Raw genomic sequence first — 23,045 nt, 5'->3', positions numbered from 1 at the left:
TGAGATCAGCTCTCCACCGAGACCTTGCGGCGAGCGCGGACGCCGAAGGCGACCGATGCCCCCGCTGCGAGAAGCACTCCGGCGACCAGGAGCGACATCGTCACTCCGCCGAGGTCGCCACCCGTGGTGGCGAGGTTGCCACCCGGGGTGGTGGTGCCGCCGGTGCCACCAGGACCGGTCGGAGCCTGCGTGATGGTGAAGGCGACCGCCTCTGCGTCGTCGGACGTGACGCCGTTGATCGCCTGGTTCGCGACGACGGTGTAGGCGCCCGCGGGAAGCTGACCGAGGGTCAGCGTCCAGTTGCCGGCGGCGTCGACCACAGCGGATGCCGTGACCGATACGCCTGCGCCGTTCGACACCGTGATGGTGACGGTCGCGCCGGCGATGCCGGTGCCCGATACGACCGGAGTCGCGTCGTCGGTGGTGGATCCGGCAGCCGGGGCCTTGACCACCGGAGCGTCCACCGGAGCCGTGACGGTGACCGTGGCGGTTCCGGGAATCTCGATGGCGTCGAGCTTCTGCGATGCCACGATGTCGGTGTTGCCGAACTCGTTCGCGGTGATGGTGGCCGTCCATGCCCCGGTGTCGTCGGCGTTCGCGGTGCCGACGACTGCGCCGCCGACCGTGAGGGTGACGGTCGCGTTCGGCGTCGCCGTGCCGGTGACCTCGACGTCGGAGCCGCCGGTGACCACGGTGCCGTTGGCCGGCGTGTCGATCACGATCTCCTCGGTGACGAGCTCTGCCGCGGCTCCCGAGAGCGTGTAGTTGCCGAGGCTCGCGTAGTCGCTGTAGCCGCCCGCGTTGGTCGGAGTCGCGCCCGCCCCGCTGCCCGAGCCGACGCCGTCGACTGCGAGGTAGTACGTGCCCGCGGGAACGGTGGTCGAGATCGAGGCGCCGAGGCCTGCCGCGACCTCGATAGAGGTGCGCGTGGTCGGAGCATCGTTCTCAGCGAGGACCGCACCCGAAGCGTCGGTCAGCGTCAGCTTGGCGTCGAGGTTCGGGTTGACGTCAGCGACCTCGACCGTGGCGGTGAACGGACCGCCGGCGGTGACGACGCTGAAGACGTCGACGTCGGCCGTGCGCTCGATCACGCCGGCGCCTTCGAAGGTGCCGTCGTTCGCGAGGTTGGCGGCACCCGCCGCGTCGTTGCCGACCTGGTCGGCAGCGTAGTCGGCGCGGTCGATGTACGTGAAGTTCAGCGTGAGCGGCGTGAGCTCGCCCTGGCACGACCCGCCGTTCGGCAGGAAGAGGGTGTCCCCGGGCTTCAAGTTGTCGAGGTCGACACCTGAAGGCACGCAGACAGCGCCGAAGTAGTGCTGACCGTCCGGAGTCGCCACGAACGCGAACGGATTGGCAGCCGCTCCGCGGTTGGTGATCTCGCCCAGGTCGTCCTGATTGTTCGTCGAGCCTGCGTAGTCGCCGTTCGACCACTGGGTGAGCGGAACCTCATACGTCGAGCCCATGATCGGGCCCCACACTCCCGCGGTGGGCGAGTAGTACTCGCTCGCCTCGCCGGCGATGCCGTCGTGTTCCAGACCGAGGTTGTGTCCGGCCTCGTGCGAAGCGATGTCGGCGATGTCCTTCGCCGTCGCCGCCGCCGGATTGCCACCGGTCGCACCGTAGGTGAAGACGAGCGCACCGGTCAGATACTGCGAACCGGCTCCCTGGAGCCAGGCCAGGCCCGAACTGTTCGCCGCCGCCGGGAGCACGTCGGTGAAGGAGTCGGTGACGATGACGTGCACACCGTACTCGGCGTCGCCGTCCGACGTCTTGTAGAGCTTGTCGTCGCTCGGACGCGTGGTGGTGACGTTCACGTTGAAGGGGGCGTAGTCTTCAGCAACGCCCGCCCAGACGTCCGCCCGGAACGCCGCGTTGGCCACCCCGGTCGGCGCGAACGCGAGGCTCGCGATCTCGGAGTCGTCGTTCCACTGCGTGCCTTGGAGAGTCTCGCCATCGAAGTCGAGGTAGACCGTCACGGGCGCACCCGGGCGGGATCCCGCACCGGGATCACCGGGAACGGGAGCGCCGAGCGGCGCGACGGGAAGCGCGAAGGCCGACGCCTTCATCTCGGCGCGGGCGTCATCGATCTGCAGGACGAAGCCGTTGTCGGCGACCTTGATGTCTCCGGCGGCCTCTGCGCTCTTGAGTTCCTTGACAGAGTTGTCGGAGTACGCCGCGGCGAGCTCGTACTTGTCTGGGCTCTCCTGCAGCGAGAGCGAGCCGTCTTCTGCGGCGGCCGGAAGGGCCGCTCCTCCGAGTGCCAGCGCGCATGCGCCGACAGCCGCTGAGGTGGCCACGAGCCACTTGCGGTGTGTTGTCTTCACGTCGTTGAGTCCTATGGGTCGTAGGCGGGAAAAAGGGCGTTCCGCCGATCACCGTATTCCACGGGAACTCATAGGGAACGCCCAGGGAGAACCCATGTGGGAACTACGTACATCCTTCGTGGACGCCCGGCCCGGACGACGACGCCCCCTCCGACTGACGGGTCGAGAGGGGGCGTGGAAGAGCGAGCTGAGAGACTGCTACCGCAGCAGCCCGAGGTTCGCGAGCGCCTGCCGGATGAGAGTCCCGCGGCCGCCTTCCATCTCGGCGGCGACGGCATCCGACCCCGCCTCCTCGGGTGTGAACCAGGTCACCTCGAGAGCGTCCTGACGCGGCTCGCACGTGCCGGTGACCGGCACGACGTAGGCGAGCGACACGGCATGCTGACGGTCGTCGTGATAGGCGCTGACCCCGGGGATGGGGAAGTACTCGGCCACCGTGAACGGCAGCGGCTGCGGCGGCAGCAGCGGGAACGCCATGGGGCCGAGATCGTTCTCGACGTGCCGGAACAGGGCGTCGCGGATCGTCTCGCCGAAGCGCACCCGACCGGAGACGATCGTGCGGGTCATCTCGCCCATCGGTGTGGAGCGCAGCAGGATGCCGATCTCGGTCACGACGCCCGAGCCGTCGGTGCGCACAGGGATCGCCTCGACGTAGAGCATCGGCAGGCGGCGCCGTGCCTCCTCGAGCTCGAACTCGCTCAGCCAGCCCGGATTCGATCCCGGCGCGGGTGTCGCCGCGGCGTAACCGGCGAGACCGTCGTCATCGGGCTCGGGATCAGGATCAGGTGTGCGGACCGCCATGTGTCCTTTCTACCAGGCAGGATGGAGGAGTGAGCGAGAACCTGACGATCGACGACACCGCGACGCTCTGGTCGACGCAGGCCACGGAGCGGATGCCGCTGCTGGTGCTGCTGCACGGTTACGGCGCCGACGAGAACGACCTGTTCGGACTCGTCCCGTACCTGCCGGAGGGCATCGCCGTGGCATCCGTCGCCGCTCCCCTCTCCCCTCCTTGGCCGATGCCGGGCCGATCCTGGTATCCGATCGAGGGACTCGACGGCCGCGACGCCTCGCACGTGACGGCCGCCGCCGAGGCGTTGCTGCGCTGGCTCGACCAGACCGGAGCCGAGAAGATCGCCCTGCTCGGCTTCTCCCAGGGCGGTGCGGTGTCGGTGCAGGCTCTGCGGCTGGCGCCCGAGCGCATCAGTGCCGCGATCGTTCTCAGCGGCTACGCCACCCCTGGCGATCTCCCACGCGATCCCGAACTGCAGGAGCTTCGCCGTGCGGTCTTCTGGGGACGCGGCACGCACGACGACGTGATCCCCCCTGAGCTCATCGCCCACACGGCAGACTGGCTGCCCGCCCACTCCGATCTCTCGGGTCGGGTCTACACCGGCCTCACGCACAGCATTTCGGAGGAGGAGCTGCGCGACGTGACGCAGTTCCTCACCAAGTGGCTGGACGGCCTGGCCGGCTGAGGGGAGTCAGCGCCTGGCGCCCGGAACGTCCGCGTCGAGCCACACCAGACGGTGATCGCTCGACGGGAACGGATACGTGCCGGTCAACGCCGACAGCGGGTCGCCGGAGGCGGGCCAGAACACACCGGAGTCGAGGATGCGGATCTGCCGACTGGGCAGCACATAGTCCACGCGCAGGTTCCCGGGAGGCTCGGAGAAGTCGGCGGTGTCCTGTCTCGGGTCACCGAGATGGGCCGCGTTCACACCGCCCTGGAGTTCCGCCGCTTCTGGGGCGCCGACGCTCGTGGGCACGGAGCCCGTGTTGATTCTCGGATTCTCGAGCAACTGGTGGATGGCGCCGGCTGTCGAGTCGCCGTCGTTCGGATCGGCGTTCTGGTCGCCCGCGATGACGAACAGCGAACCGCCCTTCAGCCCTCCGGTCCGCCCCGCGTCGTCGGCGATGTAGGCCGCCGTGCGGCCGCCGGTGACGTAGTCCGCCCAGAACCGGATCTCGTCGTGATTGCGGTTTCCGTTGCGATCCTCGGCTCCGTCGAAGGTCGGCGGCGTCGGATGCGACACGAGGAAGTGCACGGTCTTGTTCTTCGAGACCCGGATCGGCACATCCCAATGCGACTTGCTCGACAGCGGCAGCTGCTCGAGCTCGTCGGGCGAGTACCAGTCGCCCGACGCAGCCGTCGCGGGGTCGTCGGGCAGCAGCGCACCCGGCATGTCCGCCCAACGGAAGTTCTGGAAAGTGCGGATCGCGGCCTCGTCGATCGGCAGCTTGGAGTAGACGGCCATGCCGTACTGCCCGGGGAAGAGCCCGAATCCCCAGGCGTCATCGCCTCCGCCGATCCTTCCGTCGTTATTGAGGTCGAAACCGCTGGGCACTCCCGTGTTCACGGGCGCGGTGTATCGATAGGGGTACTCGACGGGCGCCGCGTCTCCGTGCGGCACGGAGAGGTAGTTGTCCTGGAACAGGCGCAGCGCCTCGCCACCGGCGACGTAGTCGAACTCGTTGATGAGCAGCACGTCGGGGTTCGCGCGCTGGATGATCTCGGCGACGGCATCCGCCTGCGCGTTGCCGGGCGCTGACAGATCGCTGACGAGGGCGCCCTCGGCTCCGCGGTTGAGCGAGGCGTTGAACGTGGCGAATCGCACGTCACCCGCGGTGTCCCCGGTGCTGCCGGCAGACGGAGCAGAGGAGGCGAGCGCCGGGGCGGCCGCGGCCATCCCGGCCGCGGTGAGGAGCAGTGCGGCGATTCCGGCGGTGCGCACGCGGCGATGCGTTCTGATCATGCAGCCACGCTAGACCCGGCAGGTGACGACCGGGTGAACGATCTCGGTGCATCGGATGCCGTCGGCTCAGCCTGCGGACCGATCGTCAGGTTCGTCGGCCGGCGCGGCATCCGATTCCTGCTCCCGCCCACCCTGTGCGAGTCGCGATGCCGCCACGGCGAAGGCGATCATGACGACCGTGCCGAGAGCGATGCCGAAGCCGATGCCCAGCGCCATGTTGTCGAGTGCCACACCGAGCGCCACGCCGACTCCCATGCCGATCGAGAGCCCGGTGCCGAAGCCCACCCGCCGCATCATCTCGCCGGAGCTCGGGTTGTCGTGTGCCATGCCTCCACGGTAGGTGCTGAAGGTCTCGCGGGTATCCCCCGCAAGGCGGATCATCCGCGACACGCCCGGGTTGCAGGCTCCGCTCCGGACGGGTAGCCTCGTGGAGTCCTGTCCGCCGTGTCTGGAAGTCCTTTGATCTGATCCGTCGCCTCCGCGCCCCTCTGTTCGCGCGCTGACCCGACGATCGCCGACTCCACGGCCACCCTCCCTGTTCCGGGAACCCCTCGATACTCCGGGGGATCGGTGTCAGTGCACCCTCGCACTCGACAGGAGACACTCATGTCATCACCCACCCTTCACGCATCGGTCGTCCTCGACCGCCTCACCTTCACCTGGCCCGACGGATCGACTGCGCTGAGCGAGGTGTCCGGATCGTTCGGAACCGGACGCACCGGGCTCGTCGGACGCAACGGCGCCGGAAAGTCCACACTGCTGCGCCTGATGGCCGGCGATCTCACTCCGACGTCGGGAGTCATCACGGCGACCGGTGAGATCGCCTATCTGCCGCAGCGGTTGACCCTCGACGTCGAACGACGCGTCGCCGAGCTCCTCGGGGTCGCGCCGGCACTCGACGCTGTCCGCGCGATCGAGGCCGGCGACGTGGACCCCGGCCATTTCGACGCCGTGGGAGACGATTGGGACATCGAGGCGCGAGCCGAGGCGTCCCTCGCGGAAGCCGGCCTCTCCCCCGACTTCCTCGATCGCCGCGTCGGGGAGTTGTCCGGCGGTGAGGCCGTGCTGGTGGCGATCGCCGGCATCCGTCTTCGCCGCGCACCCATCACCCTGCTCGACGAGCCCACGAACAACCTCGATCGCGATGCCCGCGCGAAGCTCGCGGCGATGGTCGAGTCGTGGAGAGGCGCCCTCGTCGTGGTCAGCCACGACCTGTCGCTGCTCGAGCTCATGGACGACACCGCAGAGCTGTACGGCAGCGAGCTGAGCGTGTTCGGCGGCCCCTACTCGGAGTGGCGGGCGTGGCTCGATGCTGAGCAGGATGCCGCGAAGCAGGCCGAGATCGCCGCGAAGCAGGTGCTCCGCAAGGAGAAGCGCCAGCGCATCGAGGCGGAGTCAAAGCTCGCGACCCGCGCGCGGATGGCGAACAAGGCCGAGGTCGAGAAGCGGGTGCCGAAGATCGTCGCACACGGACGGAAGATGGCGGCGGAAGTCTCGGCCGGCAGATTGCGCGTCGAAGTCGGGGCGAAGGAGGACGCCGCACGGTCGGCCCTCGACGAAGCGGGGCGCCGGGTGCGCTCCGACGCCTCGATGAAGATCGAGCTGCCGGATCCTGGCGTCTCGCGGGCTCGCCGCATCGCGACGATCGGCGACGCCGAGCGCTCGTGGGTCGTCCAGGGTCCCGAGCGCGTGGCACTGATCGGGCGCAACGGCGCCGGCAAGACGACGCTGCTCGAACGGCTGGTCGGGAGCGCCGCCCTCGGAGAAGAGCATCCGGATCGGACCGAATCCGCGGATTCGACCGAGCCGGGCGCTCAGGGCCGAGAGATCGGCACGGATGCTGTCGCGCACACCGCACAGATCGGCTACCTGCCGCAGCGCGTCGACGGCCTCGACGAGGCCCGCACCGTCTTCGAGAACATCTCGGATGCGGCACCTCAGGTGCCGGAGAAGGAACTGCGCAACCGGCTCGCGCGGTTCCTCATCCGCGGCGCGACCGCAGAGCGACCGGTGGCGGCCCTGTCCGGCGGCGAGCGCTTCCGCGTGGCCCTGGCGAAGCTGCTGCTGAGCGATCCGGCCCCGCATCTGGTCGTGCTCGACGAGCCGACCAACAACCTCGACATCGACACCGTCGATCAGCTCGTCGAGGCGCTGCGGGCCTACCGCGGAGCGGTGCTCGTCGTGAGCCACGACGACGCGTTCCTCGCCCGGCTCGATCTCGACCTCACACTCGAGATCGATGCCGAGGGGGCCCTCCGCGCTGTCTGACCGGCACCGCGCGGCCGGACCGGGATCGATTCCCGGTCCGGCCGCGCAGCCCCTCCTCCGGCTGCGCCCTCCCCCTTCATCCGACCGCGCCTCACCCGAACGGCACTGCCCACCACGGCACCGCCCCGACCTCGACGTGGCGCAAGGAGCCGTCGGATCCGAGCACACGGAGCGAGTCGGGCTGCCACGAGTCCGGCTCGGCCACGATCACGGCCGTCGTCCCCGACGGGCCCGTGACCGCCCGCAGAGCGTCGGCCCCCATCTCGACCGTGTCGACGATCTCGCCCGTCGCGACCGACACGCTGCTCACCAGCCTCCGATCGGCGTTCACCGATTCGCGGTGCTGCACGAGGACGTATCCCGACCCGAACCCTGCGGGCGACGCCGTCGCCTCTCCTGAAGAGGCCTGGGCTCTCGCCTCCTCGAGCAGCGCCTCGATGTCGTCGTGGTCGACATCGCTGAAGTCGCCCTCGATGAACTGCCCTGTCTCGAGCATCACGCCCAGAGGCGACGCCTCGGAGACCGGGAGTATCTCCGCATCGACCAGCTCGGTGCGACGGATCGTGCGGCCGTCGGCCGACGTGATCACGAGCGCGTCACGACTCACAGCCTCCGCGATCGTCTCGATCTCGACCGTCGTGCCATCCGCGCCCCGTGCCGTGTCCACGAGACGCGTGAGGGCGGTGGTGTCGAGGAGCGCCGTGGCACTCAGCGCACCGCGCCAGCGACCCGCGACAGCGGAATCCGCCGGAGCCGCCGCCGACGTGCCGACGGGGATCTGCATCACCGCACCCGAGCCCGTGAGAGCCACGACCGAGTTCGACTCGGCATCGAAGCCGTAGGCAGATGCGGCGAGCACCGCGTCGGCCCCGATACCTGCGACGCCCGTCCCCTCGGCGACGATGCCGCCGGTCACCGCGTCCAGGATCACGAGCCCGTCGTCTGTCGCGACGTAGACGAACGTCGAGTCGCCCGCGAGTGCCGCGGCATCACTGCCGAGGTCGTCGTTCAGGCGCTGATCCCAGAGCGTGTCGCCGTCGGAGAGCCGGATCGCCGCCGCTCGGTGCTGGAACATCGGCTCGCCGAATCCCGGGCGGGAGTTGTCGGCGTAGACGACGATCGCCACGTCCTGCTCGTCCAGGCTGATCACCGCCGCTCCCGGCAGGATCTCCAGGTCCCGCATCGGCGGCGCGAGCGCTGACGTCACGACGATGATCAGGCCGCCGATCAGCACGGGGGCGAACAGGAAGCCGAGAAAGCGGAATCGGATGCGCTGCCGCACCTTGTGCGGGTCGTGCGGTTTCCGGGGCGGAACCGGCGTCGATCCCAGGGGAAGAACCGTGCTGCCGTTCAGCACGTACCCTCGCGACTCGTTCGTGTTCATGATGTCAGCATCCCGTCGCAGCCGTTCTCCCGATCACGGGTTTCGGCGCACCGTCGCAACCGCTCTATAGGCTGGCCGTCATGAGCGCGCCCACCGATCTCTCTCCCGAGGCGCCGGCCGTGGAGTCGGGCCGGGCGCGGCATCCGCGCGCTCAGGTGATCGCGCAGGCCTGGATGGAGCTCGGGGCATCCGTCGCCCCGCTGAGCAACGGATCGGGGCGCCCCCTCGCCCGCACGGCGAAGCTGATCCTCGATCCGCTGGTGATCAGGCCTCTGCAGAACCCGGGACTCGCCGCCGGGACGCTGACGGACGATGCCGCGGTCGAGCTTCGGGAGCGCATCCGCGCAGCCGGCCCAGATCTCTCGGCGGCGGCCGCGTGGTTCCTCGAGTTGAAAGCCGCGCGGCGTCGGCTGCGCATCACCGACGGCAATCCGCAGGAGAAGTACTTCCAGCGCTGCTACGAGCTTGCCCGTACCGCGGGCTCGCCCGCCGCGGATGCTGTGGCCGTGGCCGCCGGGGCCGTGTCGGAGATCGCTCAGGCCTCGGGCGGCTCCCTGCTCGCCCGAGTGCGTCAGCTGCTCGCAGACGAGGAGCACGCGGCGGATCTCGGCCGAGAACTCGATGACGCCTGGCGCCGGCGACCGGCGTCGATGCCGCCGCCGGCGCCGGCCGAGACCGTCGCCGCGGCGCTCGACGAGTGTCCTACCGGCGAAGGCTCCGCTGCGTTCGACGCCCTCGTCGCCGAAGCGGCGGGAACAGCCTCGGGCGCCGGACTCGCCGACGAGGGGATCGCACAGGGACTCGGGCTCACCCGGCATCCGCTTCCTCCCCTGCCCCGGATCGGCGAGACGGCCTCGAAGCGCGACCTGCCCCTGCCGTTCGACCGCTCCATCTTCGAACGCCTCTTCGCGGCGCTCTCCGGAGGAGTGCCGCCGGACCTCGCCGTCGACGCCGAGGGGCTGCTCTCCGAGGAGATCGTCCGGTCCGCGCGCGTGTGGCAGCTCGGCGAGGAGGAGGGCCGCGTCGCGATGCTTCTGGGCGCAGAGGCGAGCAGCGCTCTCGAGGAGAACGGCCCGGCGCGACCGACGGCGGCGCACCGGCTGCTCGCGGCGCGCTGGCACCGCGAGGCCTACGTGCGGCGGGCGCTGCGGCTGCCCGCCGATCTCAGTGGTGTGCCGGCCGCCGTCGTCGACGACGTGCGCGCCGTGCGCCGCGGCTATCTGCGCCGGCTCTGGGTGAGGCTGCACGGCAGAGAGCTGCGCGATCAGCGCGTCGAGGGTCGTGACGTGTGGGATCTCCTCGACGGCGTGCTGCGGTCGGTCGTGATGGATCAGCGCCAACGCCTGAAGACGGCCATGACCCGCGGGGCCGACAATCGGGAAGCGACGGAGGCCGCATGAGCGTGCAGATCCGTGTGCAGGGAGACGCCGTGCGCGTCTCTTCGTCCGAGGCTCTCCCCGATCGGATGCCGTATCTCGTCGCCCTCGTCGAGGTCGCTGGCGGGCTGCTGCACTGGGATCCGACGGAGCACATCGTCTTGCCGGACGCGGATGTCGACGACCTGCACGCGGCGACCGGCTGGCTCGCGGAGATCTACGGGCAGGACGTGGCGGATGCCGTCGGCCAGGGCGCCGACGCGACGCTGCCTCTCGGCCACGGCGATCCGGCCATCGTCGACGCCGTCCTCCGGTTCGGGCATCTGGCCTGGGCGCGGGCCTGGTGGCCTGCCGGAGCCCGGTTTCCCGCCCTCGACCCCGCGCTGCTGGCCGCCGAGGCGGCGGTGACCGCGCACGATGTCGAGCACCTCCTCGACGATGATCGGGCGATCGAGCGGGCGCTGGCGGATGCCGCGGACGCCCCCTCGGCGCTGGCTGCCCTTCCTCCGGCCTTCGCCGCGGAGGCTGAACGGCTGCTGTCGACGCTGACGGACCTCTCCGAGGACTACGGAGTCGCGCTCGAATCCGCAGAGCCCGTCGCTGTCCGCGAGGACTGGGCCCTCGCGGCGAGCGGAGTCCACGATGTCCGGGAAGGGGTCGAGATCGCGTCCGGCCGCGCCACGGTGAGATGGAGCGACGTGCCAGCGCAGACCGTGGATGCCGAAGCCGAAGCTCGGTGGGTGATCCGTCAGCGTGCTGGCGCCGCTGTGCTGCGCGTCGAGGCGGCGGCCGTCGATTCCCCGCTCGCAAGCCGCTCGCTGATCGCTCGATTCGGTCCGGCGGAGCTCGGCGTGGAGGTGGTGCTGCGGCGCGAGACGACGCTGTTCCAGGGAGAGGCCGAGGTCCCCGCATCCGCTCTGTTCCTCCCTTCGGCCGAGCACACGCTCTGGGTACGCGACCCGGTTCTGAGTCCCGAAGACGACGGTGCCTCCGATCCGCACGACGCTCGCGAACGGGTGCTCTCCTTCGCGGCCACGCGGCTGCTCTCGCCCGCGGCATCGCTGGCAGAGCGCACGGCCGGAGCCCGGCGGTGACGTCTCCTGAGGAACGGCCCCCGAGCGCCGTGCTCGGTCGCATCCCGGCGACGCCGCGATGGAAGCCTGGACGCGACAAGAACAACGAAGCGGCGATGATGCTGCACGCCGGGCGCGTGGACGAGGCCGCTGCCCTGCTCGGCGAGGTCGTGGCGCTCACACGCGTCGCCGACGTCGACGGCGAGGGGCTGGACATGCGCGCCAGGGCGCTGCTGAACCTCGCGGCGGCGCACGAGTTCCGAGGCGATCTGGTCGAGGCTCTGCGCACCGCCGATGAAGGCCTCGCCGCAGCATCCGAGGCTCTCGAGCTGATCGGCGACGAGCGGGCCACACGCACCGTGCAGCTCAACGGGATGCTCGCGAGGGCGCAGACGCTGACGCAGATGGATCGTTTGGACGACGCCCTCGCCGGCATCGACGACGCCGAAGCGCTGCTGGACTCCGAGGGCCTCGACCAGCGCGAGCTCCTCCAGTTCTCCGTGCACAACGCGCGCACCGCGGTGCTGATCGTGACCGGGCGACTGCAAGAGGCGGACGACGAGGCTCAGCGCGCGCTCGCGGTCGCGCTACCCGTCGGTCCTGCTCTCTCCGGACACGCATACGCGAACCTCGGCGTGATCGCACAGCGCACCGGAGACGACGAGGCGGCGCGCGAGTACCTGCAGCTCGCGCATCGCGCGCAGGAGCTCTCCGGCGATGCCACCAGCCGCCAGCATGCGGTGGAGAACCTCGCTCGCGCGGCCCTGCAAGAGGGGCGCATGCGAGAGGCGGAGGAGGGCTTCCGCAAGGCCGCAGAGCTCGCGCAGCAGATCAGTCTCACGACGCGGCTCGCCGCGAGCAGGACGGGCCTCGCGGCGGTGCTGCTGCAGTCGGGACGGGCAGGAGCCGCGGCGAAAGCGCTGCGCACCCTGCTGGACGAACTCGATCCGGATGCGGCCGTGCACGAGCGACTCGAGGCGTACTCGTTCCTGGGCGACGCCGAGTCGACGCGCAATCGCTACCCGGCGGCCGACGACGCCTACAGGGCCGCCCTCGACCTCGCCCGATCACCGCGCGACCGCGGCAGGATCAACCTGCGCCGCGCCGAGATGCACGCCGAGTGGGCGTCGATGTCGATCACCCCTCACTCACGACGCGCCCGCCTCGAGAAGGCACGGGATCTCGCGATCCCCGTGCTGCTCGTCACTGAGGCACTGCGCGACGGATTAGCGCCCGGGGGCACCCGCGAGCGCTGGAGCCTGCAGGTGGCCGCCCCTGCGCGAGAGCTCGCGTTCCGTCTCGCACGCACGCTCGGCGACTCGGCGCTGCTCTTCCAGCTCGTCGAGAACGCTGCAGCCTCCGTGACCCTGCAGGCGAGTGCCGCGGCAGACACCGCCGTGATCCTCCCCTTCGAGCGTCCGAGCGGCCCTCGTGATGACGTGTGGGAGCGCGATGAGCTCCCCGCGGCCGCCGCGGGGCTGGTCGGTGGCGAAGGCACGGCGTCCGTCCGCTTCGCCCCGCCACCGCGGGTCGTCGCCGTGCCCGGCGGCGAGCCGGTGCTCGACGAATGGATCCGCACGGCCGAGGCCGAGTACGGCATCCCTCTGCGCACCGAGACGACGGTGCCGGCGTGGTGAACGGCTGGCGCGATCTCACCGACCTCGGTGCGCCGTTGCCCCTGGCCCGCACCGAAGGAGCAGCGGTGCTGGTCGACCTGCCGGAGGGGCAGCGCCCCGTCGCCCGGCTGCGCTTCGTCGACGGGGACGACCTGTTCGTCAGCTGGGTCTGGGAGCATCAGCGCAGCTCGCCGAGGATGACCCTGATCGGACGGGAGCTCGTGACGCCGGCACTCCATCGGCTCGCCAGAGCGCTGCCCTCGCCGCTGCCGGGCGAGAGCGGGATCGACGCGCTGACCAGGGCTCTCACGCGTGGCGACCTCGTCGACCCGGATCGCGAGCAGGAGCTCGCCGGCCTGCTCACCTCGGCGCTGATCCCGCAGTGGCTGGGCGCGGAGCTCGATGCGCTCGAAACGGCCGGACTGCGCCCCCACCTGCGCATCCAGCTGTCGCCGTCGACCGCGCAGCTGCCGTGGGAGCTGCTGAGCACGTCGGGCCGAGAGCGCGGCATCGACATGGCCGATGCATCCGTTCTGCTGCCTGCCACCCTGCGCAACGATCCGTCGAGGACGGTGTCGCCGTGGTCGCCCCTGTCACCCGTGGCGACCGCGCTGGACCCGGCGGTTCCCGGCTTCTCGGCCACGAGCGAACTGGGAAGCGTGCTCGGCGAGGTCGCGGCCGATTCGAGCCTCGCGCGGGCCGTCGACGACCTCGGCACGCGGCGCCTGCCACGCGGCGAGGCATTCCGCCGGGCGGACATCGACCGACTCGCGCTGGCTGAGGCGGTCGCGGATGCGGGGCGGCTTCTGTACGTCGGGCACGTCACCGCCTCGACGCACGCTCTCGACGCGCGGCTGCATCTGTCCGACGGTGCGGACGCCCCCGGCACGACCCCTCCCGTCGGATCGCACCGTCCGTACTCCGCCGCCGAGATCGCGCTGGGCGGAGCGGGCCTCCCACCGCTGCGCGCTCCGAACAGGGTGGCGCTGATCGCCTGTGATTCGGGCACCGATCTGCGTTTCGCAGAGCCCACCGGGCTCGTCGCGGCGTTCCTGCACCGCGGCGCCGAGTACGTCACGGCCACTCGTTGGACCCTGCCCACCGAAGCGGGACTGCGCCGTCTCGTCCCTGGTCTCGGCGATCGGGCCGAGGGGATGCTGACGGATGCCGTCATCGCGGTGAATGCCGCTCACGAGTCGGACGACCCGATCAGCGCGCTGGGCGCGTGGCAACGCGATCAGCGCAGACTGTGGACGTCGACCGGAGACCCGCGTCACTCCCCGATCATGTGGGGCGCTTTCGCGACGGCCTGGGCTCCGGAGCCGGTGCGGCTCTGACACCGGCTGGTTGTAGGTCCGCCCGAGACTGCCGGCGTTCCTGCTGGTGTGTCACCGCGCGGGATCGCACTCTCCTTCAGCTGCGCCGTTCGGGAAGAGGCCGATCACCGTGGTGCCGTCCGACAGGTAGACATTGATGCAGCCTTCGATGCTCCAGAACTCACTCTGTCGGATGTAGCCGACCTTCCCATTCGTGGCGTACGCGGCAGAGAGGTCGGGAATGCCGTTGTCGTTCGGCACTCCGTAAGTCTCATCGTTTACGTTCGTCCCCCACTCCGTCGTCTCCGAACCTCCGTACCTGGCGGTGACTGACCACGGCGTACCCGGGTCGGCGATCACTGTGATCGATGTGCTGTCACCGCCGGGAAGACGGCCGTCATTGATATGCGTCGTCAGATTCTTGCGGACCGGATCGGAACAGTTCCATGTGACGCGGTCATCGCCACCGGTGGGCGCACGGAGCGGAACCTCGATCTTCCCGCCTTCGGAGCAGGTGACGTCGAGGATCACGCGGTCTGCTCCCTCGGGCACCGGTCCCAGTTCGATCTCGCCCGTCCCCGTGTAGCTGCCGGTGACGACCGTCTCGAACGGAGTCACGGTCGTCTCCCCCGGCAGCCCGCTCACGACGACGGCGGCGCCGGTGAGCGCGCCGACGAGCGCGAGGGATCCGATGGCGATCGTCGCTGTGCGGGTTCGACGCTGGTGGCGTCGCAACCGGCTGCGGGCGGTGCCGATCGCGGCGAGCTCACGCTCGACGGCGGCTGCGAACGTGCGATTGATCGTGGTGGTGTTCATGCTCGTTCTCCTTCGGCGAGGAACCAGGTGAGATGCGGTGAATGCGAACCGAGGTCGCTCTGCAGCCGACGGCGTGCGCGCATGAGCCGCGTGCGGGCGGCGCCAGGACTGAGCCCGAGCAGGGGTGCGGCGTCGGCGACGCTCAGCCCGTCGAGCGCGGTGAGGGTCAGCAGCGCGGCATCCTTCGCATCGAGACGAGCCAACGCCTCCCGAAGTCGGACACCGAGCACCTCCGCCTCGATGATCGACACGGCCTCCTGCTCCGCATCTGGTGCCACCTCCTCGCGCGGCATCGTCGCGAGCAGACGTCGATAGCGCAGACCGCTCCGTCTCTGATTGCGTGCCGTGTTAGCGACCGTGACGAGCAGCCACGGCAACACCGTGCCGTCGACGAGCGTCACCGCCTTGCGACGCCTCCACAGCTCGAAGAAGGCGATCGCGGTGGCATCCTCGGCATCCTGGAGTCGGTCGACGAGCGCGCTCGCCCGACGGAAGACACTGTCTCGATGGCGGCGGAAGAGCTCGGCGAAGGCGTCGCCGCTGTCGGCGCACGCTCTCTGCCAGATCTCGGCTTCGTCGTTCTCTTCACTCATACCCGGTGATGTCCGGCAGGTGCGGAAGTGTCACAGACGCTTGGATCGCATCGCCCTCGTGTGCGCGAGCGTGGGATCGGCGGCAAGCGCCGCGTACTCCTCCGATTCCCGCGGAACCAGGGCGACACGTCCCTCGGTGTCGTGCACGATGCCCCAGCCGTAGCGCTTGCCCAGAGGAGAGGAGCGCAGGCAGGCCTGTCCTTTCGAGAAGAACTCCTCTCGCGCGGCTGCATCATCGACAGGGATGCCGTGACGCAGCGCGTGGGTCTCGAAGATCACGTCATCCGAGGTGCGGGCGAAAGGGCGTTCCGAGATCAGTCGATAGTGCAGGGCGGCGATCGTCGGATTCTCAGTGATCGGCGGTTCGACAGCGTGGGCTGCGGGGCAGTCTTCAGCGACCTCGCTGAACGTCGCAAGGTAGTTCGTCGTGTGCAGCGCCATGCGCCCAGCATCCCGCATCCCACCGGCATCCGGCACACCGCCCTGCCGGATCCGGCGCTTTGTCGGGAGGTTTCACGTTCGTCGGGTGGATCGGGAGGGACACGCCGGGAACTCGCCCCTTCCTTCCGACAGAGTGAGTCATCGGGACGGCCCACCAGGGGCAGGATGGAGTCATGAACCCTCTCGTGCGCCCGCGGAAGGACCGCGTCATCGCCGGTGTCTGCTCGGCTGTCGCCCGGCGCTTCGGCATGAAGGCCTCCACCGTCCGACTGCTCAGCGTGATCCTGGTGCTGTTCGCCGGACTCTCGCTGTGGGCCTACGTGCTGCTCTGGGTCGTCATCCCGAACGAGTGAACCGAGCCGATGTCCGTCCCCTCGGCGAAGATGGAGGGATGGGTGATGTGCTCGATCGGTTCACCCCCGCCACGCAGGACTGGTTCCGGGGTGCTTTCAGCGCACCCACACCGGCGCAGGCAGGCGCGTGGCAGGCGATCTCCGCCGGCAAGCACGCCCTCGTCGTCGCGCCCACAGGCTCGGGCAAGACGCTGTCGGCGTTCCTGTGGGCGATCGACAGCGTCTTTCGCGAGCGGATGCAGATCACGGATGCCGCCCCGAAGAAGGATGCCTCGCGCACCCGCATCCTCTACATCTCACCGCTGAAGGCGCTCGGCGTCGACGTCGAGCGGAACCTCCGTTCTCCACTGATCGGCATCGGACAGTCCGCCCGTCGTCTGGGCGTGACCGCCCCGAGCGTCACGGTCGGCGTGCGCTCGGGCGATACGACGTCGAGCGACCGCCGCAAGCTGGTCGCCGACCCGCCCGACATCCTCATCACCACTCCCGAGTCGCTGTATCTGATGCTCACGAGCCGCGCGGGCGAGACGCTGCGCGACGTGCACACGGTGATCATCGACGAGGTGCACGCGGTCGCGGCCACCAAGCGTGGGGCCCACCTCGCGGTGAGCCTCGAGCGCCTCGACGCGTTGCGCAGTGCGCGCGGCGCACAGGCTCCCGCCCAACGAATCGGCCTGTCCGCGACCGTGCGGCCGATCGACGAGGTCGCGCGCTTCCTCGGAGGCTCCGCGCCCGTCGAGATCGTGGCGCCTCCCGCATCCAAGACGTTCGAACTCGGCGTGATCGTACCGATGGACGACATGACCAACCCTCCCCCGCCACCGGGCGTCACAGCTCCTGTCGACGGCGAGCCGGCGGAGTACTCCGAGGTGACCGGCTCGGTGTGGCCGCACGTCGAGGAGGCGATCGTCGACCGTATCCTGCAGAACAACTCGACGATCGTATTCGCGAACTCCCGCCGCCTGGCCGAGCGGCTCACGGGGCGTCTGAACGAGATCTACTCCGAGCGCAACGGCATCGCGCTGCCCGAGGCGTCGGTACCGGCCGCGATGATGGCGCAGGCCGGAGCGACCGCGGGCGCCGACCCGGTGCTCGCGAAGGCCCACCACGGCTCGGTCTCGAAGGAGCAGCGCGCGCAGGTCGAGGAGGAACTGAAGTCCGGCATCCTGCGCTGCGTCGTCGCGACCAGCAGCCTCGAACTGGGCATCGACATGGGCGCCGTCGATCTCGTGATCCAGGTCGAGGCGCCGCCGTCCGCGGCGTCGGGTCTGCAGCGGGTCGGCCGCGCCGGACACCAGGTCGGCGAGATCAGCCGCGCCGCGCTCTTCCCCAAGCACCGCGGAGACGTGCTGCACACCGCGATCGTCACCGAGCGGATGCTGGCAGGCAAGATCGAGGCGATCCAGGTGCCGCGCAATCCGCTCGACATCCTCGCGCAGCAGACCGTGGCCGCAAGCGCACTCGGCGAAATCAGCGTCGAGGAGTGGTTCGAGACGGTTCGGCGTTCGGCGCCGTTCCAGTCGCTCCCGCGCTCGGCATACGAAGCCACCCTCGACCTGCTGGCCGGGCGCTTCCCCTCCGACGAGTTCGCAGAGCTCCGCCCCCGTCTCATCTGGGATCGCGACGCCGGCACGCTGACGGGCAGGCCGGGAGCGCAGCGCATCGCAGTCACCAGCGGCGGCACGATCCCCGACCGAGGGCTGTTCGGGGTCTTCGTGGCCGGCGAGACCACAGGGGCGCGCGTCGGAGAGCTCGACGAGGAGATGGTCTACGAGTCCCGGGTGGGCGATGTGTTCACCCTCGGTACCACGAGCTGGCGCATCGCCGAGATCACCCACGATCGCGTGAACGTGATACCCGCCTACGGCCAGCCGGGCAAGGTGCCGTTCTGGCACGGCGACGGCATCGGCCGCCCGTTCGAGCTCGGCGAGGCGCTGGGCAGGTTCTCGCGCGAGGTCTCCGCGGCGACCCCCGAGAAGGCGGCGCAGCGACTGATCGAGGCGGGTCTCGACGAGCAGGCCAGGGCGAACCTCATGGCGCACCTGACCGAGCAGCGCGAGGCCACCGGGACGCTCCCGACCGACCGCACGCTGACCGTCGAACGCGGCCATGACGAGGTGGGCGACTGGCGAGTCATCCTTCATTCCCCGTACGGCATGAAGGTGCATGCGCCGTGGGCGCTGGCGATCAACGCGCGCGTGCGCGAACGACTCGGCGTCGAAGGATCGGCCGTCGCGAGCGACGACGGCATCATCGTGCGCATCCCCGACGCCGACGCCGAGCCACCAGGTGCCGAACTGTTCGTGTTCGATCCGGACGAGCTGGAGCAGCTCGTCACGGACGAGGTGGGCGGGTCGGCTCTGTTCGCCTCGCGGTTCCGCGAGTGCGCGGCCCGATCGCTGCTGATGCCGCGCATGAACCCGAACAAGCGGACGCCGCTGTGGCAGCAGCGCCAGCGCTCCGCCCAGCTTCTCGAAGTGGCGCGCCGGCATCCGACCTTCCCGGTCATCCTGGAGACCCTGCGCGAGGTGCTGCAGGACGTCTACGACCTGCCGTCGCTGCGGCGCCTCGCCACCTCGATCGCCGACCGGCGGGTCCGTCTCGTCGAGACCGAGCCCGCCCAGCCGTCGCCCTACGCACGCGACCTGCTCTTCGGCTACGTCGGGGCGTTCATGTACGAGGGCGACTCGCCTCTCGCCGAGCGCCGCGCGGCGGCCCTGTCGGTCGATCCGGCGCTGCTGGGCGAGCTTCTCGGCACGGTCGAGCTGCGAGAGCTGCTCGACCCCGACGTGATCGCCCAGTTCGAGCGCGAGGCTCAGCGACTCGACCCAGAACGCCACGCACGAGGACTCGAGGGGGTGGCCGACCTGCTGCGGATGCTCGGGCCGCTCAACGCGGCGGAGGTCGGCGCGCGCCTCGACGAGCCTTCCGAGGCGCAGGACCACCTCGACGCTCTCGTCGCCGCACGCCGCGCGATCCCCGTGACGATCGCCGGGGTTCCGCGGATCGCCGCGATCGAAGACGCCGGCCGCCTGCGCGATGCGCTGGGAGCCGCTCTCCCCACCGGCATCCCCGTCGCCTTCCTCGAACCGGTGGCCGATCCGCTCGGCGACCTCGTCGCTCGACATGCCCGCACGCACGGACCGTTCACGACGGATGCCACAGCTCTCCGATTCGGCATCGGAACCGCTGTCGCGCGGCACACGCTGCAGCGCCTGGAACAGGCCGGACGGATCACGAGCGGATACTTCCTGCCCACGGCCGCAGGCTCCGCCGACGATCTCGAATGGTGCGACACGGAGGTGCTCCGGCGGCTGCGGATGCGCTCGCTCGCCGCGATCCGCGGGTCGGTCGAACCGGTCTCCCCTGAGGCCTACGCGCGGTTCCTGCCCGACTGGCAGCATCTCTCCCGGCCGCTAGAAGGACTCGACGGCGTGCTCACGGTGATCGAGCAGTTCGCAGGCGTGCCCATCCCGGCGAGCGCCTGGGAGTCGCTGGTCCTCCCCTCGCGTGTACGCGATTACACCCCCGCCATGCTCGACGAACTCACCTCCTCGGGCGAGGTCGTCTGGGCCGGCAACGGCTCGCTCCCGGGACGAGACGGGTGGGTGTCGCTGCACCCGGCAGACCTTGCCCCCTTCACGCTGCCCGAATCGGATGCCGAGATCGGCGCCGATTCGCTCGAGGCGCAGCTCCTCGCTGCTCTCGGCGCGGGAGGCGCGTACTTCGCCGCCCAGCTCAAGGAGATGACCGGAGCCGAGAACGAGCAGTCCGTGCTCGAAGCCCTGTGGAGTCTCGCCTGGTCGAGCCGCGTGACGAACGACACCTTTGCGCCGATCCGTTCGCTGCTCGCTGGCGGTTCCCAAGCCCACAAGGTGACCCGCCGCGCCCCGCGCACCCGCACCTATCGCGGCGTCTCGCTCGCGCGCACCGCACCCCGCCCGACATCTCTCGGCGGGCGGTGGTCGCTGCTTCCGGCGCTCGACGCTTCGACCGGCTCATCGGCCCAAGATGCGGCGAGGCGCGCGACCGTCACCGCGGGGCTGCTCCTGGACCGCTACGGCGTGGTCACGCGCGGCGCGGTACAGGCCGAGGGCGTGCCCGGCGGCTTCGCCCAGGCGTACCGCGTTCTCGCCGGATTCGAAGAGGCGGGGCACTGCCGCCGCGGATACGTGATCGAGCGACTGGGGGCTGCGCAGTTCGCGGCATCCGCCACCGTCGATCGCCTCCGCACGTTCGCGGGTCTCGCCGACCCGCCCCCGCGGCACGCAGTCACCCTCGCCGCGACAGATCCCGCGAACCCGTACGGCGCCGCGCTCGGCTGGCCCCGCCGCGACGGCGTCTCGCATCGTCCCGGCCGAAAAGCAGGAGGGCTGGTCGTGCTCGTCGACGGCGCTCTCGTGCTCTACCTCGAGCGCGGAGGGCGCACGGTGCTGTCGTTCAGCGACGATCCGGACCTGCTGCGGGCCGCCGCATCCGACCTGGCGAGCACCGCCCGAACGCGACGTCTTGAAACGCTCACCGTCGAGAAGGTCAACGGCGAAGGTGTGTACGGCACCGAGTTCGCACTCGCCCTCAACGAGGCCGGATTCGTCGTCACGCCGCGCGGATACACGCTCCGCAAGGCGGTGTGACCCCCGTACGCTGAGACACATGATCCAGGAATTCGGCGCCGGAATCCGCACCCTGATCCGCGGGTTCGGGCTGTGGCGCACCCGCCCGGGCCTGATGAATCTCGGTCTCATCCCGGCAGTCATATCGATCTTGCTCCTGGGCGCCCTGCTGCTGCCGCTGATCTTCGGGATGACCTCGATCTCGGCGTGGCTCACTCCCTTCGCCGAGGAGTGGCCCGCGCCGTGGAAGGGTCTGCTGCGCGGCGCCGTCGGCTTCGTGATCGTCGCCGCCGCGATCGCCCTGTCGACCGCGGTGTTCAGCGCGCTCACGCTGACGATCGGGGACCCCTTCTATCAGCGCATCTGGCACGCGGTCGAGGTGGATCTCGGCAACCCGCCACCCGAGGACGGCGGCGGTTTCTGGACAGCGCTGGGCGAGGGGCTCCGGCTCGTCGTCCTCGGCATCCTCACCGCGCTGCTGGTGCTGCTGATCGGGTTCGTCCCGCTGGTGGGCGGCATCCTCGGCGGAGTGCTCGGCGTGGTGCTCTCCGGCAGGCTGCTCGCCCGAGAGCTCACCGGGCGCTCCTTCGACGCGCGCAATCTCAGCCCCGCCGATCGCGCGGCCCTGTTCTCGGGGAGCAGAGCGCGGGTGCTGGGGTTCGGAGTCGCCACGCAGCTGTGCTTCCTGATCCCCGGCGGGGCGGTCGTGGTCATGCCTGTCGCCGTGGCCGCATCGACCATGCTCGCGCGAGACATGATGGCTCGGACGCCACTCGCGGCCCTGCCCCCGGCGCTTCCCCCGACCCCCGAGCAGGCCTGATGCCCGAGGGCGACACCGTCTTCCGCACCGCGCACCGTCTCGACGATGCGCTGGCGGGCTCCGAGGTGATCCGGTTCGACCTGCGCGTTCCGCAAGCGGCGACGGTCGATCTGACGGGCCAGGTCGTGCAGGGCGTCGCCTCCCGCGGCAAGCACCTGCTGATGCGCATCGGCGACTTCACGGTTCATTCGCATCTGCGCATGGACGGCGCATGGTTCGTCTACCGGCCGGGTGAGAAGTGGCGGCATCCGGCCTTCAGAGTGCGCGCGATCGTCGGCACGGCCGCCTGCGAAGCCGTGGGCGTCGACATCGCCGAGATCGAGGTCGTGCCGACACACGATGAGGAGTCACTCGTCGGCTATCTCGGCCCCGATCCGCTCGCGCCCGACTGGGACGCGGAGGAGGCGGCCCGCAGGCTCGGAGCGGATGCTCGCAGCATCCACGTCGCTCTGCTCGATCAGCGCAACGTGGCGGGTTTCGGCAACGAGTACGCGGCGGAACTCCTGTTCCTGCGCGGGATCCTTCCGACTACCCCGACGCCGGATGTCGACGTCGCCGCGCTTCTCGACCTCGGCGTGCGCACGATCCGCGCCAATCGCGATCGCGTCGATCGCACCTTCACCGGCGTGAATCGTCGAGGGCAGACGACCTGGGTCTACGGCAGAGCCGGACGCCCCTGCAGGCGCTGCGGGACGCCGATCAGAAAGGGCTCGCAGGGCGCAGATCCGACCCGCGAACGCGTCACGTTCTGGTGCCCGAACTGTCAACGATCCCCTCTGGTTTCCTGAGCCTGTCGAAGGATCACCACCCGGGAATGAATCCGGATGATCCGTGGTTGTTGCTATATCCGGAGAACTCCGGAACACGGGAGGAATCGTGGGCAAGAACTACGTCGACATCGAGAACGATCAGGGTGGCACGCTGCGGTACCGCAAGCACGCCAACGGTCGCGGCCTCGTCGCGCACGGCGCGAAGGTGCATCCGATGGCGCACATCGAAGCAGGTGCGTACATCGAGCCCGGCGCCCGCGTGGGTAAGGGAGCGACCATCGCACGAGGTGCGTGGATCGACGCGGATGCCGTGATCGGCGACAACGCGCACATCGACGCGCACGCGCATGTGGGTCAGGGCGCCGCGATCGGCGACGGCGCGCATGTGGGAGTCCGCACGGAGATCGGCCCGGGCGCGCGCATCGTGCGCGGAGCCCGCATCGGCGACGACGAGACCGTCGCGGCAGGGCTCACCGTCGCCACCGACCCGAAGGGTCTCTGGCTCGCCGCTTGAGTACGGGCGCGC

Annotated in this window: 19 protein-coding genes; 11 read left to right on the top strand and 8 right to left on the bottom strand. The window is 70.1% G+C overall.

The features are described 5' to 3' along the window. Positions 1–5: 5 nt before the first annotated feature. A complete protein-coding gene (locus tag ACI3KT_RS01560; protein WP_404902115.1) occupies positions 6–2,324 on the bottom strand; it encodes an Ig-like domain-containing protein in 2,319 nt (772 codons plus the stop codon). Positions 2,325–2,522: 198 nt separating this feature from the next. Continuing rightward, positions 2,523–3,125 (bottom strand): NUDIX hydrolase family protein, encoded by a 603-nt coding sequence (locus ACI3KT_RS01555; protein WP_292904084.1) that lies wholly within the window; start codon positions 3,123–3,125, stop codon positions 2,523–2,525. A 29-nt stretch (positions 3,126–3,154) separates the two neighbouring features. On the opposite strand from ACI3KT_RS01555, the gene ACI3KT_RS01550 reads away from it, so the two are divergent. Continuing rightward, positions 3,155–3,802 carry an alpha/beta hydrolase gene (locus tag ACI3KT_RS01550; RefSeq protein WP_404902112.1) on the top strand — a complete coding sequence of 216 codons (648 nt, stop codon included), beginning with the start codon at positions 3,155–3,157 and terminating at the stop codon, positions 3,800–3,802. Between the two features lie 6 nt (positions 3,803–3,808). On the opposite strand, the gene ACI3KT_RS01545 is transcribed toward ACI3KT_RS01550, so the two are convergent. Beyond that, entirely contained in the window at positions 3,809–5,080 is a 1,272-nt protein-coding gene (locus ACI3KT_RS01545; RefSeq protein WP_404902111.1) for an endonuclease/exonuclease/phosphatase family protein, read from the bottom strand. 66 nt (positions 5,081–5,146) lie between these two features. After that, on the bottom strand, positions 5,147–5,407 hold the full coding sequence (locus tag ACI3KT_RS01540) for a hypothetical protein (RefSeq protein WP_292904090.1): 261 nt from the start codon (positions 5,405–5,407) through the stop codon (positions 5,147–5,149). Positions 5,408–5,686: 279 nt separating this feature from the next. On the opposite strand from ACI3KT_RS01540, the gene ACI3KT_RS01535 reads away from it, so the two are divergent. After that, positions 5,687–7,348: an ABC-F family ATP-binding cassette domain-containing protein gene (locus ACI3KT_RS01535; protein WP_404902109.1), complete on the top strand. Its 1,662-nt coding sequence runs from the start codon at positions 5,687–5,689 to the stop codon at positions 7,346–7,348. A gap of 91 nt (positions 7,349–7,439) precedes the next feature. On the opposite strand, the gene ACI3KT_RS01530 is transcribed toward ACI3KT_RS01535, so the two are convergent. After that, positions 7,440–8,732: a PA2928 family protein gene (locus tag ACI3KT_RS01530; protein WP_404902106.1), complete on the bottom strand. Its 1,293-nt coding sequence runs from the start codon at positions 8,730–8,732 to the stop codon at positions 7,440–7,442. A gap of 80 nt (positions 8,733–8,812) precedes the next feature. On the opposite strand from ACI3KT_RS01530, the gene ACI3KT_RS01525 reads away from it, so the two are divergent. The 4 genes from ACI3KT_RS01525 to ACI3KT_RS01510 are packed head-to-tail and all read left to right on the top strand — an operon-like array spanning position 8,813 to position 14,134. Further along, positions 8,813–10,132 carry a hypothetical protein gene (locus ACI3KT_RS01525; RefSeq protein WP_404902104.1) on the top strand — a complete coding sequence of 440 codons (1,320 nt, stop codon included), beginning with the start codon at positions 8,813–8,815 and terminating at the stop codon, positions 10,130–10,132. Continuing rightward, positions 10,129–11,202 (top strand): hypothetical protein, encoded by a 1,074-nt coding sequence (locus ACI3KT_RS01520; protein ID WP_404902102.1) that lies wholly within the window; start codon positions 10,129–10,131, stop codon positions 11,200–11,202. Before ACI3KT_RS01525 ends, ACI3KT_RS01520 begins: the two co-directional genes overlap by 4 nt. Continuing rightward, on the top strand, positions 11,199–12,818 hold the full coding sequence (locus tag ACI3KT_RS01515) for a hypothetical protein (RefSeq protein ID WP_404902099.1): 1,620 nt from the start codon (positions 11,199–11,201) through the stop codon (positions 12,816–12,818). Before ACI3KT_RS01520 ends, ACI3KT_RS01515 begins: the two co-directional genes overlap by 4 nt. Continuing rightward, a complete protein-coding gene (locus ACI3KT_RS01510; RefSeq protein ID WP_404902098.1) occupies positions 12,812–14,134 on the top strand; it encodes a CHAT domain-containing protein in 1,323 nt (440 codons plus the stop codon). Before ACI3KT_RS01515 ends, ACI3KT_RS01510 begins: the two co-directional genes overlap by 7 nt. Positions 14,135–14,185: 51 nt before the next feature. On the opposite strand, the gene ACI3KT_RS01505 is transcribed toward ACI3KT_RS01510, so the two are convergent. The 3 genes from ACI3KT_RS01505 to ACI3KT_RS01495 are packed head-to-tail and all read right to left on the bottom strand — an operon-like array spanning position 14,186 to position 15,963. Continuing rightward, on the bottom strand, positions 14,186–14,929 hold the full coding sequence (locus tag ACI3KT_RS01505) for a hypothetical protein (RefSeq protein WP_404902096.1): 744 nt from the start codon (positions 14,927–14,929) through the stop codon (positions 14,186–14,188). Further along, positions 14,926–15,522, bottom strand: coding sequence for an RNA polymerase sigma factor (locus ACI3KT_RS01500; RefSeq protein WP_404902093.1), 597 nt, complete (start codon positions 15,520–15,522; stop codon positions 14,926–14,928). The genes ACI3KT_RS01505 and ACI3KT_RS01500 overlap by 4 nt, the downstream gene beginning before the upstream one ends. Positions 15,523–15,552: 30 nt before the next feature. Beyond that, the gene (locus ACI3KT_RS01495; RefSeq protein ID WP_404902091.1) at positions 15,553–15,963 is read right to left on the bottom strand and encodes a DUF6157 family protein; all 411 of its coding nucleotides are present in this window, start codon (positions 15,961–15,963) and stop codon (positions 15,553–15,555) included. 173 nt (positions 15,964–16,136) lie between these two features. Between ACI3KT_RS01495 and ACI3KT_RS01490 the strand changes: the two genes are divergently transcribed. The 5 genes from ACI3KT_RS01490 (at position 16,137) to ACI3KT_RS01470 (ending at position 23,033) form a co-directional block, all read left to right on the top strand. After that, a complete protein-coding gene (locus ACI3KT_RS01490; protein WP_404902089.1) occupies positions 16,137–16,316 on the top strand; it encodes a PspC domain-containing protein in 180 nt (59 codons plus the stop codon). Between the two features lie 38 nt (positions 16,317–16,354). Continuing rightward, positions 16,355–20,950 carry an ATP-dependent helicase gene (locus ACI3KT_RS01485; protein ID WP_404902086.1) on the top strand — a complete coding sequence of 1,532 codons (4,596 nt, stop codon included), beginning with the start codon at positions 16,355–16,357 and terminating at the stop codon, positions 20,948–20,950. 19 nt (positions 20,951–20,969) lie between these two features. Beyond that, positions 20,970–21,749 carry an EI24 domain-containing protein gene (locus tag ACI3KT_RS01480; RefSeq protein ID WP_404902083.1) on the top strand — a complete coding sequence of 260 codons (780 nt, stop codon included), beginning with the start codon at positions 20,970–20,972 and terminating at the stop codon, positions 21,747–21,749. Continuing rightward, positions 21,749–22,537, top strand: a complete 789-nt coding sequence (locus ACI3KT_RS01475; protein ID WP_404902080.1) for a DNA-formamidopyrimidine glycosylase family protein — start codon at positions 21,749–21,751, stop codon at positions 22,535–22,537. The genes ACI3KT_RS01480 and ACI3KT_RS01475 overlap by 1 nt, the downstream gene beginning before the upstream one ends. An 88-nt stretch (positions 22,538–22,625) precedes the next feature. After that, the gene (locus ACI3KT_RS01470; protein ID WP_307298758.1) at positions 22,626–23,033 is read left to right on the top strand and encodes a DapH/DapD/GlmU-related protein; all 408 of its coding nucleotides are present in this window, start codon (positions 22,626–22,628) and stop codon (positions 23,031–23,033) included. Positions 23,034–23,045: the final 12 nt, after the last annotated feature.

It is taken from the genome of Microbacterium sp. ZW T6_19, assembly GCF_044987465.1.
In the GTDB taxonomy this organism is placed as follows: Bacteria; Actinomycetota; Actinomycetes; order Actinomycetales; family Microbacteriaceae; genus Microbacterium; species Microbacterium natoriense_A.
The sequence above is the reverse complement of the archived record's forward strand: the minus strand, read 5'-3'. Positions and strand labels throughout refer to the sequence as shown.

What these genes read in the sequence shown, in the direction of transcription:
- ACI3KT_RS01545 (WP_404902111.1), bottom strand. Translation starts at nt 5,080, where the DNA reads ATGATCAGAACGCATCGCCGCGTGCGCACCGCCGGAATCGCCGCACTG.
- ACI3KT_RS01485 (WP_404902086.1), top strand. Translation starts at nt 16,355, where the DNA reads ATGGGTGATGTGCTCGATCGGTTCACCCCCGCCACGCAGGACTGGTTC.
- ACI3KT_RS01530 (WP_404902106.1), bottom strand. Translation starts at nt 8,732, where the DNA reads ATGAACACGAACGAGTCGCGAGGGTACGTGCTGAACGGCAGCACGGTT.
- ACI3KT_RS01480 (WP_404902083.1), top strand. Translation starts at nt 20,970, where the DNA reads ATGATCCAGGAATTCGGCGCCGGAATCCGCACCCTGATCCGCGGGTTC.
- ACI3KT_RS01505 (WP_404902096.1), bottom strand. Translation starts at nt 14,929, where the DNA reads ATGAACACCACCACGATCAATCGCACGTTCGCAGCCGCCGTCGAGCGT.
- ACI3KT_RS01520 (WP_404902102.1), top strand. Translation starts at nt 10,129, where the DNA reads ATGAGCGTGCAGATCCGTGTGCAGGGAGACGCCGTGCGCGTCTCTTCG.
- ACI3KT_RS01495 (WP_404902091.1), bottom strand. Translation starts at nt 15,963, where the DNA reads ATGGCGCTGCACACGACGAACTACCTTGCGACGTTCAGCGAGGTCGCT.
- ACI3KT_RS01555 (WP_292904084.1), bottom strand. Translation starts at nt 3,125, where the DNA reads ATGGCGGTCCGCACACCTGATCCTGATCCCGAGCCCGATGACGACGGT.
- ACI3KT_RS01500 (WP_404902093.1), bottom strand. Translation starts at nt 15,522, where the DNA reads ATGAGTGAAGAGAACGACGAAGCCGAGATCTGGCAGAGAGCGTGCGCC.
- ACI3KT_RS01525 (WP_404902104.1), top strand. Translation starts at nt 8,813, where the DNA reads ATGAGCGCGCCCACCGATCTCTCTCCCGAGGCGCCGGCCGTGGAGTCG.
- ACI3KT_RS01540 (WP_292904090.1), bottom strand. Translation starts at nt 5,407, where the DNA reads ATGGCACACGACAACCCGAGCTCCGGCGAGATGATGCGGCGGGTGGGC.
- ACI3KT_RS01535 (WP_404902109.1), top strand. Translation starts at nt 5,687, where the DNA reads ATGTCATCACCCACCCTTCACGCATCGGTCGTCCTCGACCGCCTCACC.
- ACI3KT_RS01475 (WP_404902080.1), top strand. Translation starts at nt 21,749, where the DNA reads ATGCCCGAGGGCGACACCGTCTTCCGCACCGCGCACCGTCTCGACGAT.
- ACI3KT_RS01490 (WP_404902089.1), top strand. Translation starts at nt 16,137, where the DNA reads ATGAACCCTCTCGTGCGCCCGCGGAAGGACCGCGTCATCGCCGGTGTC.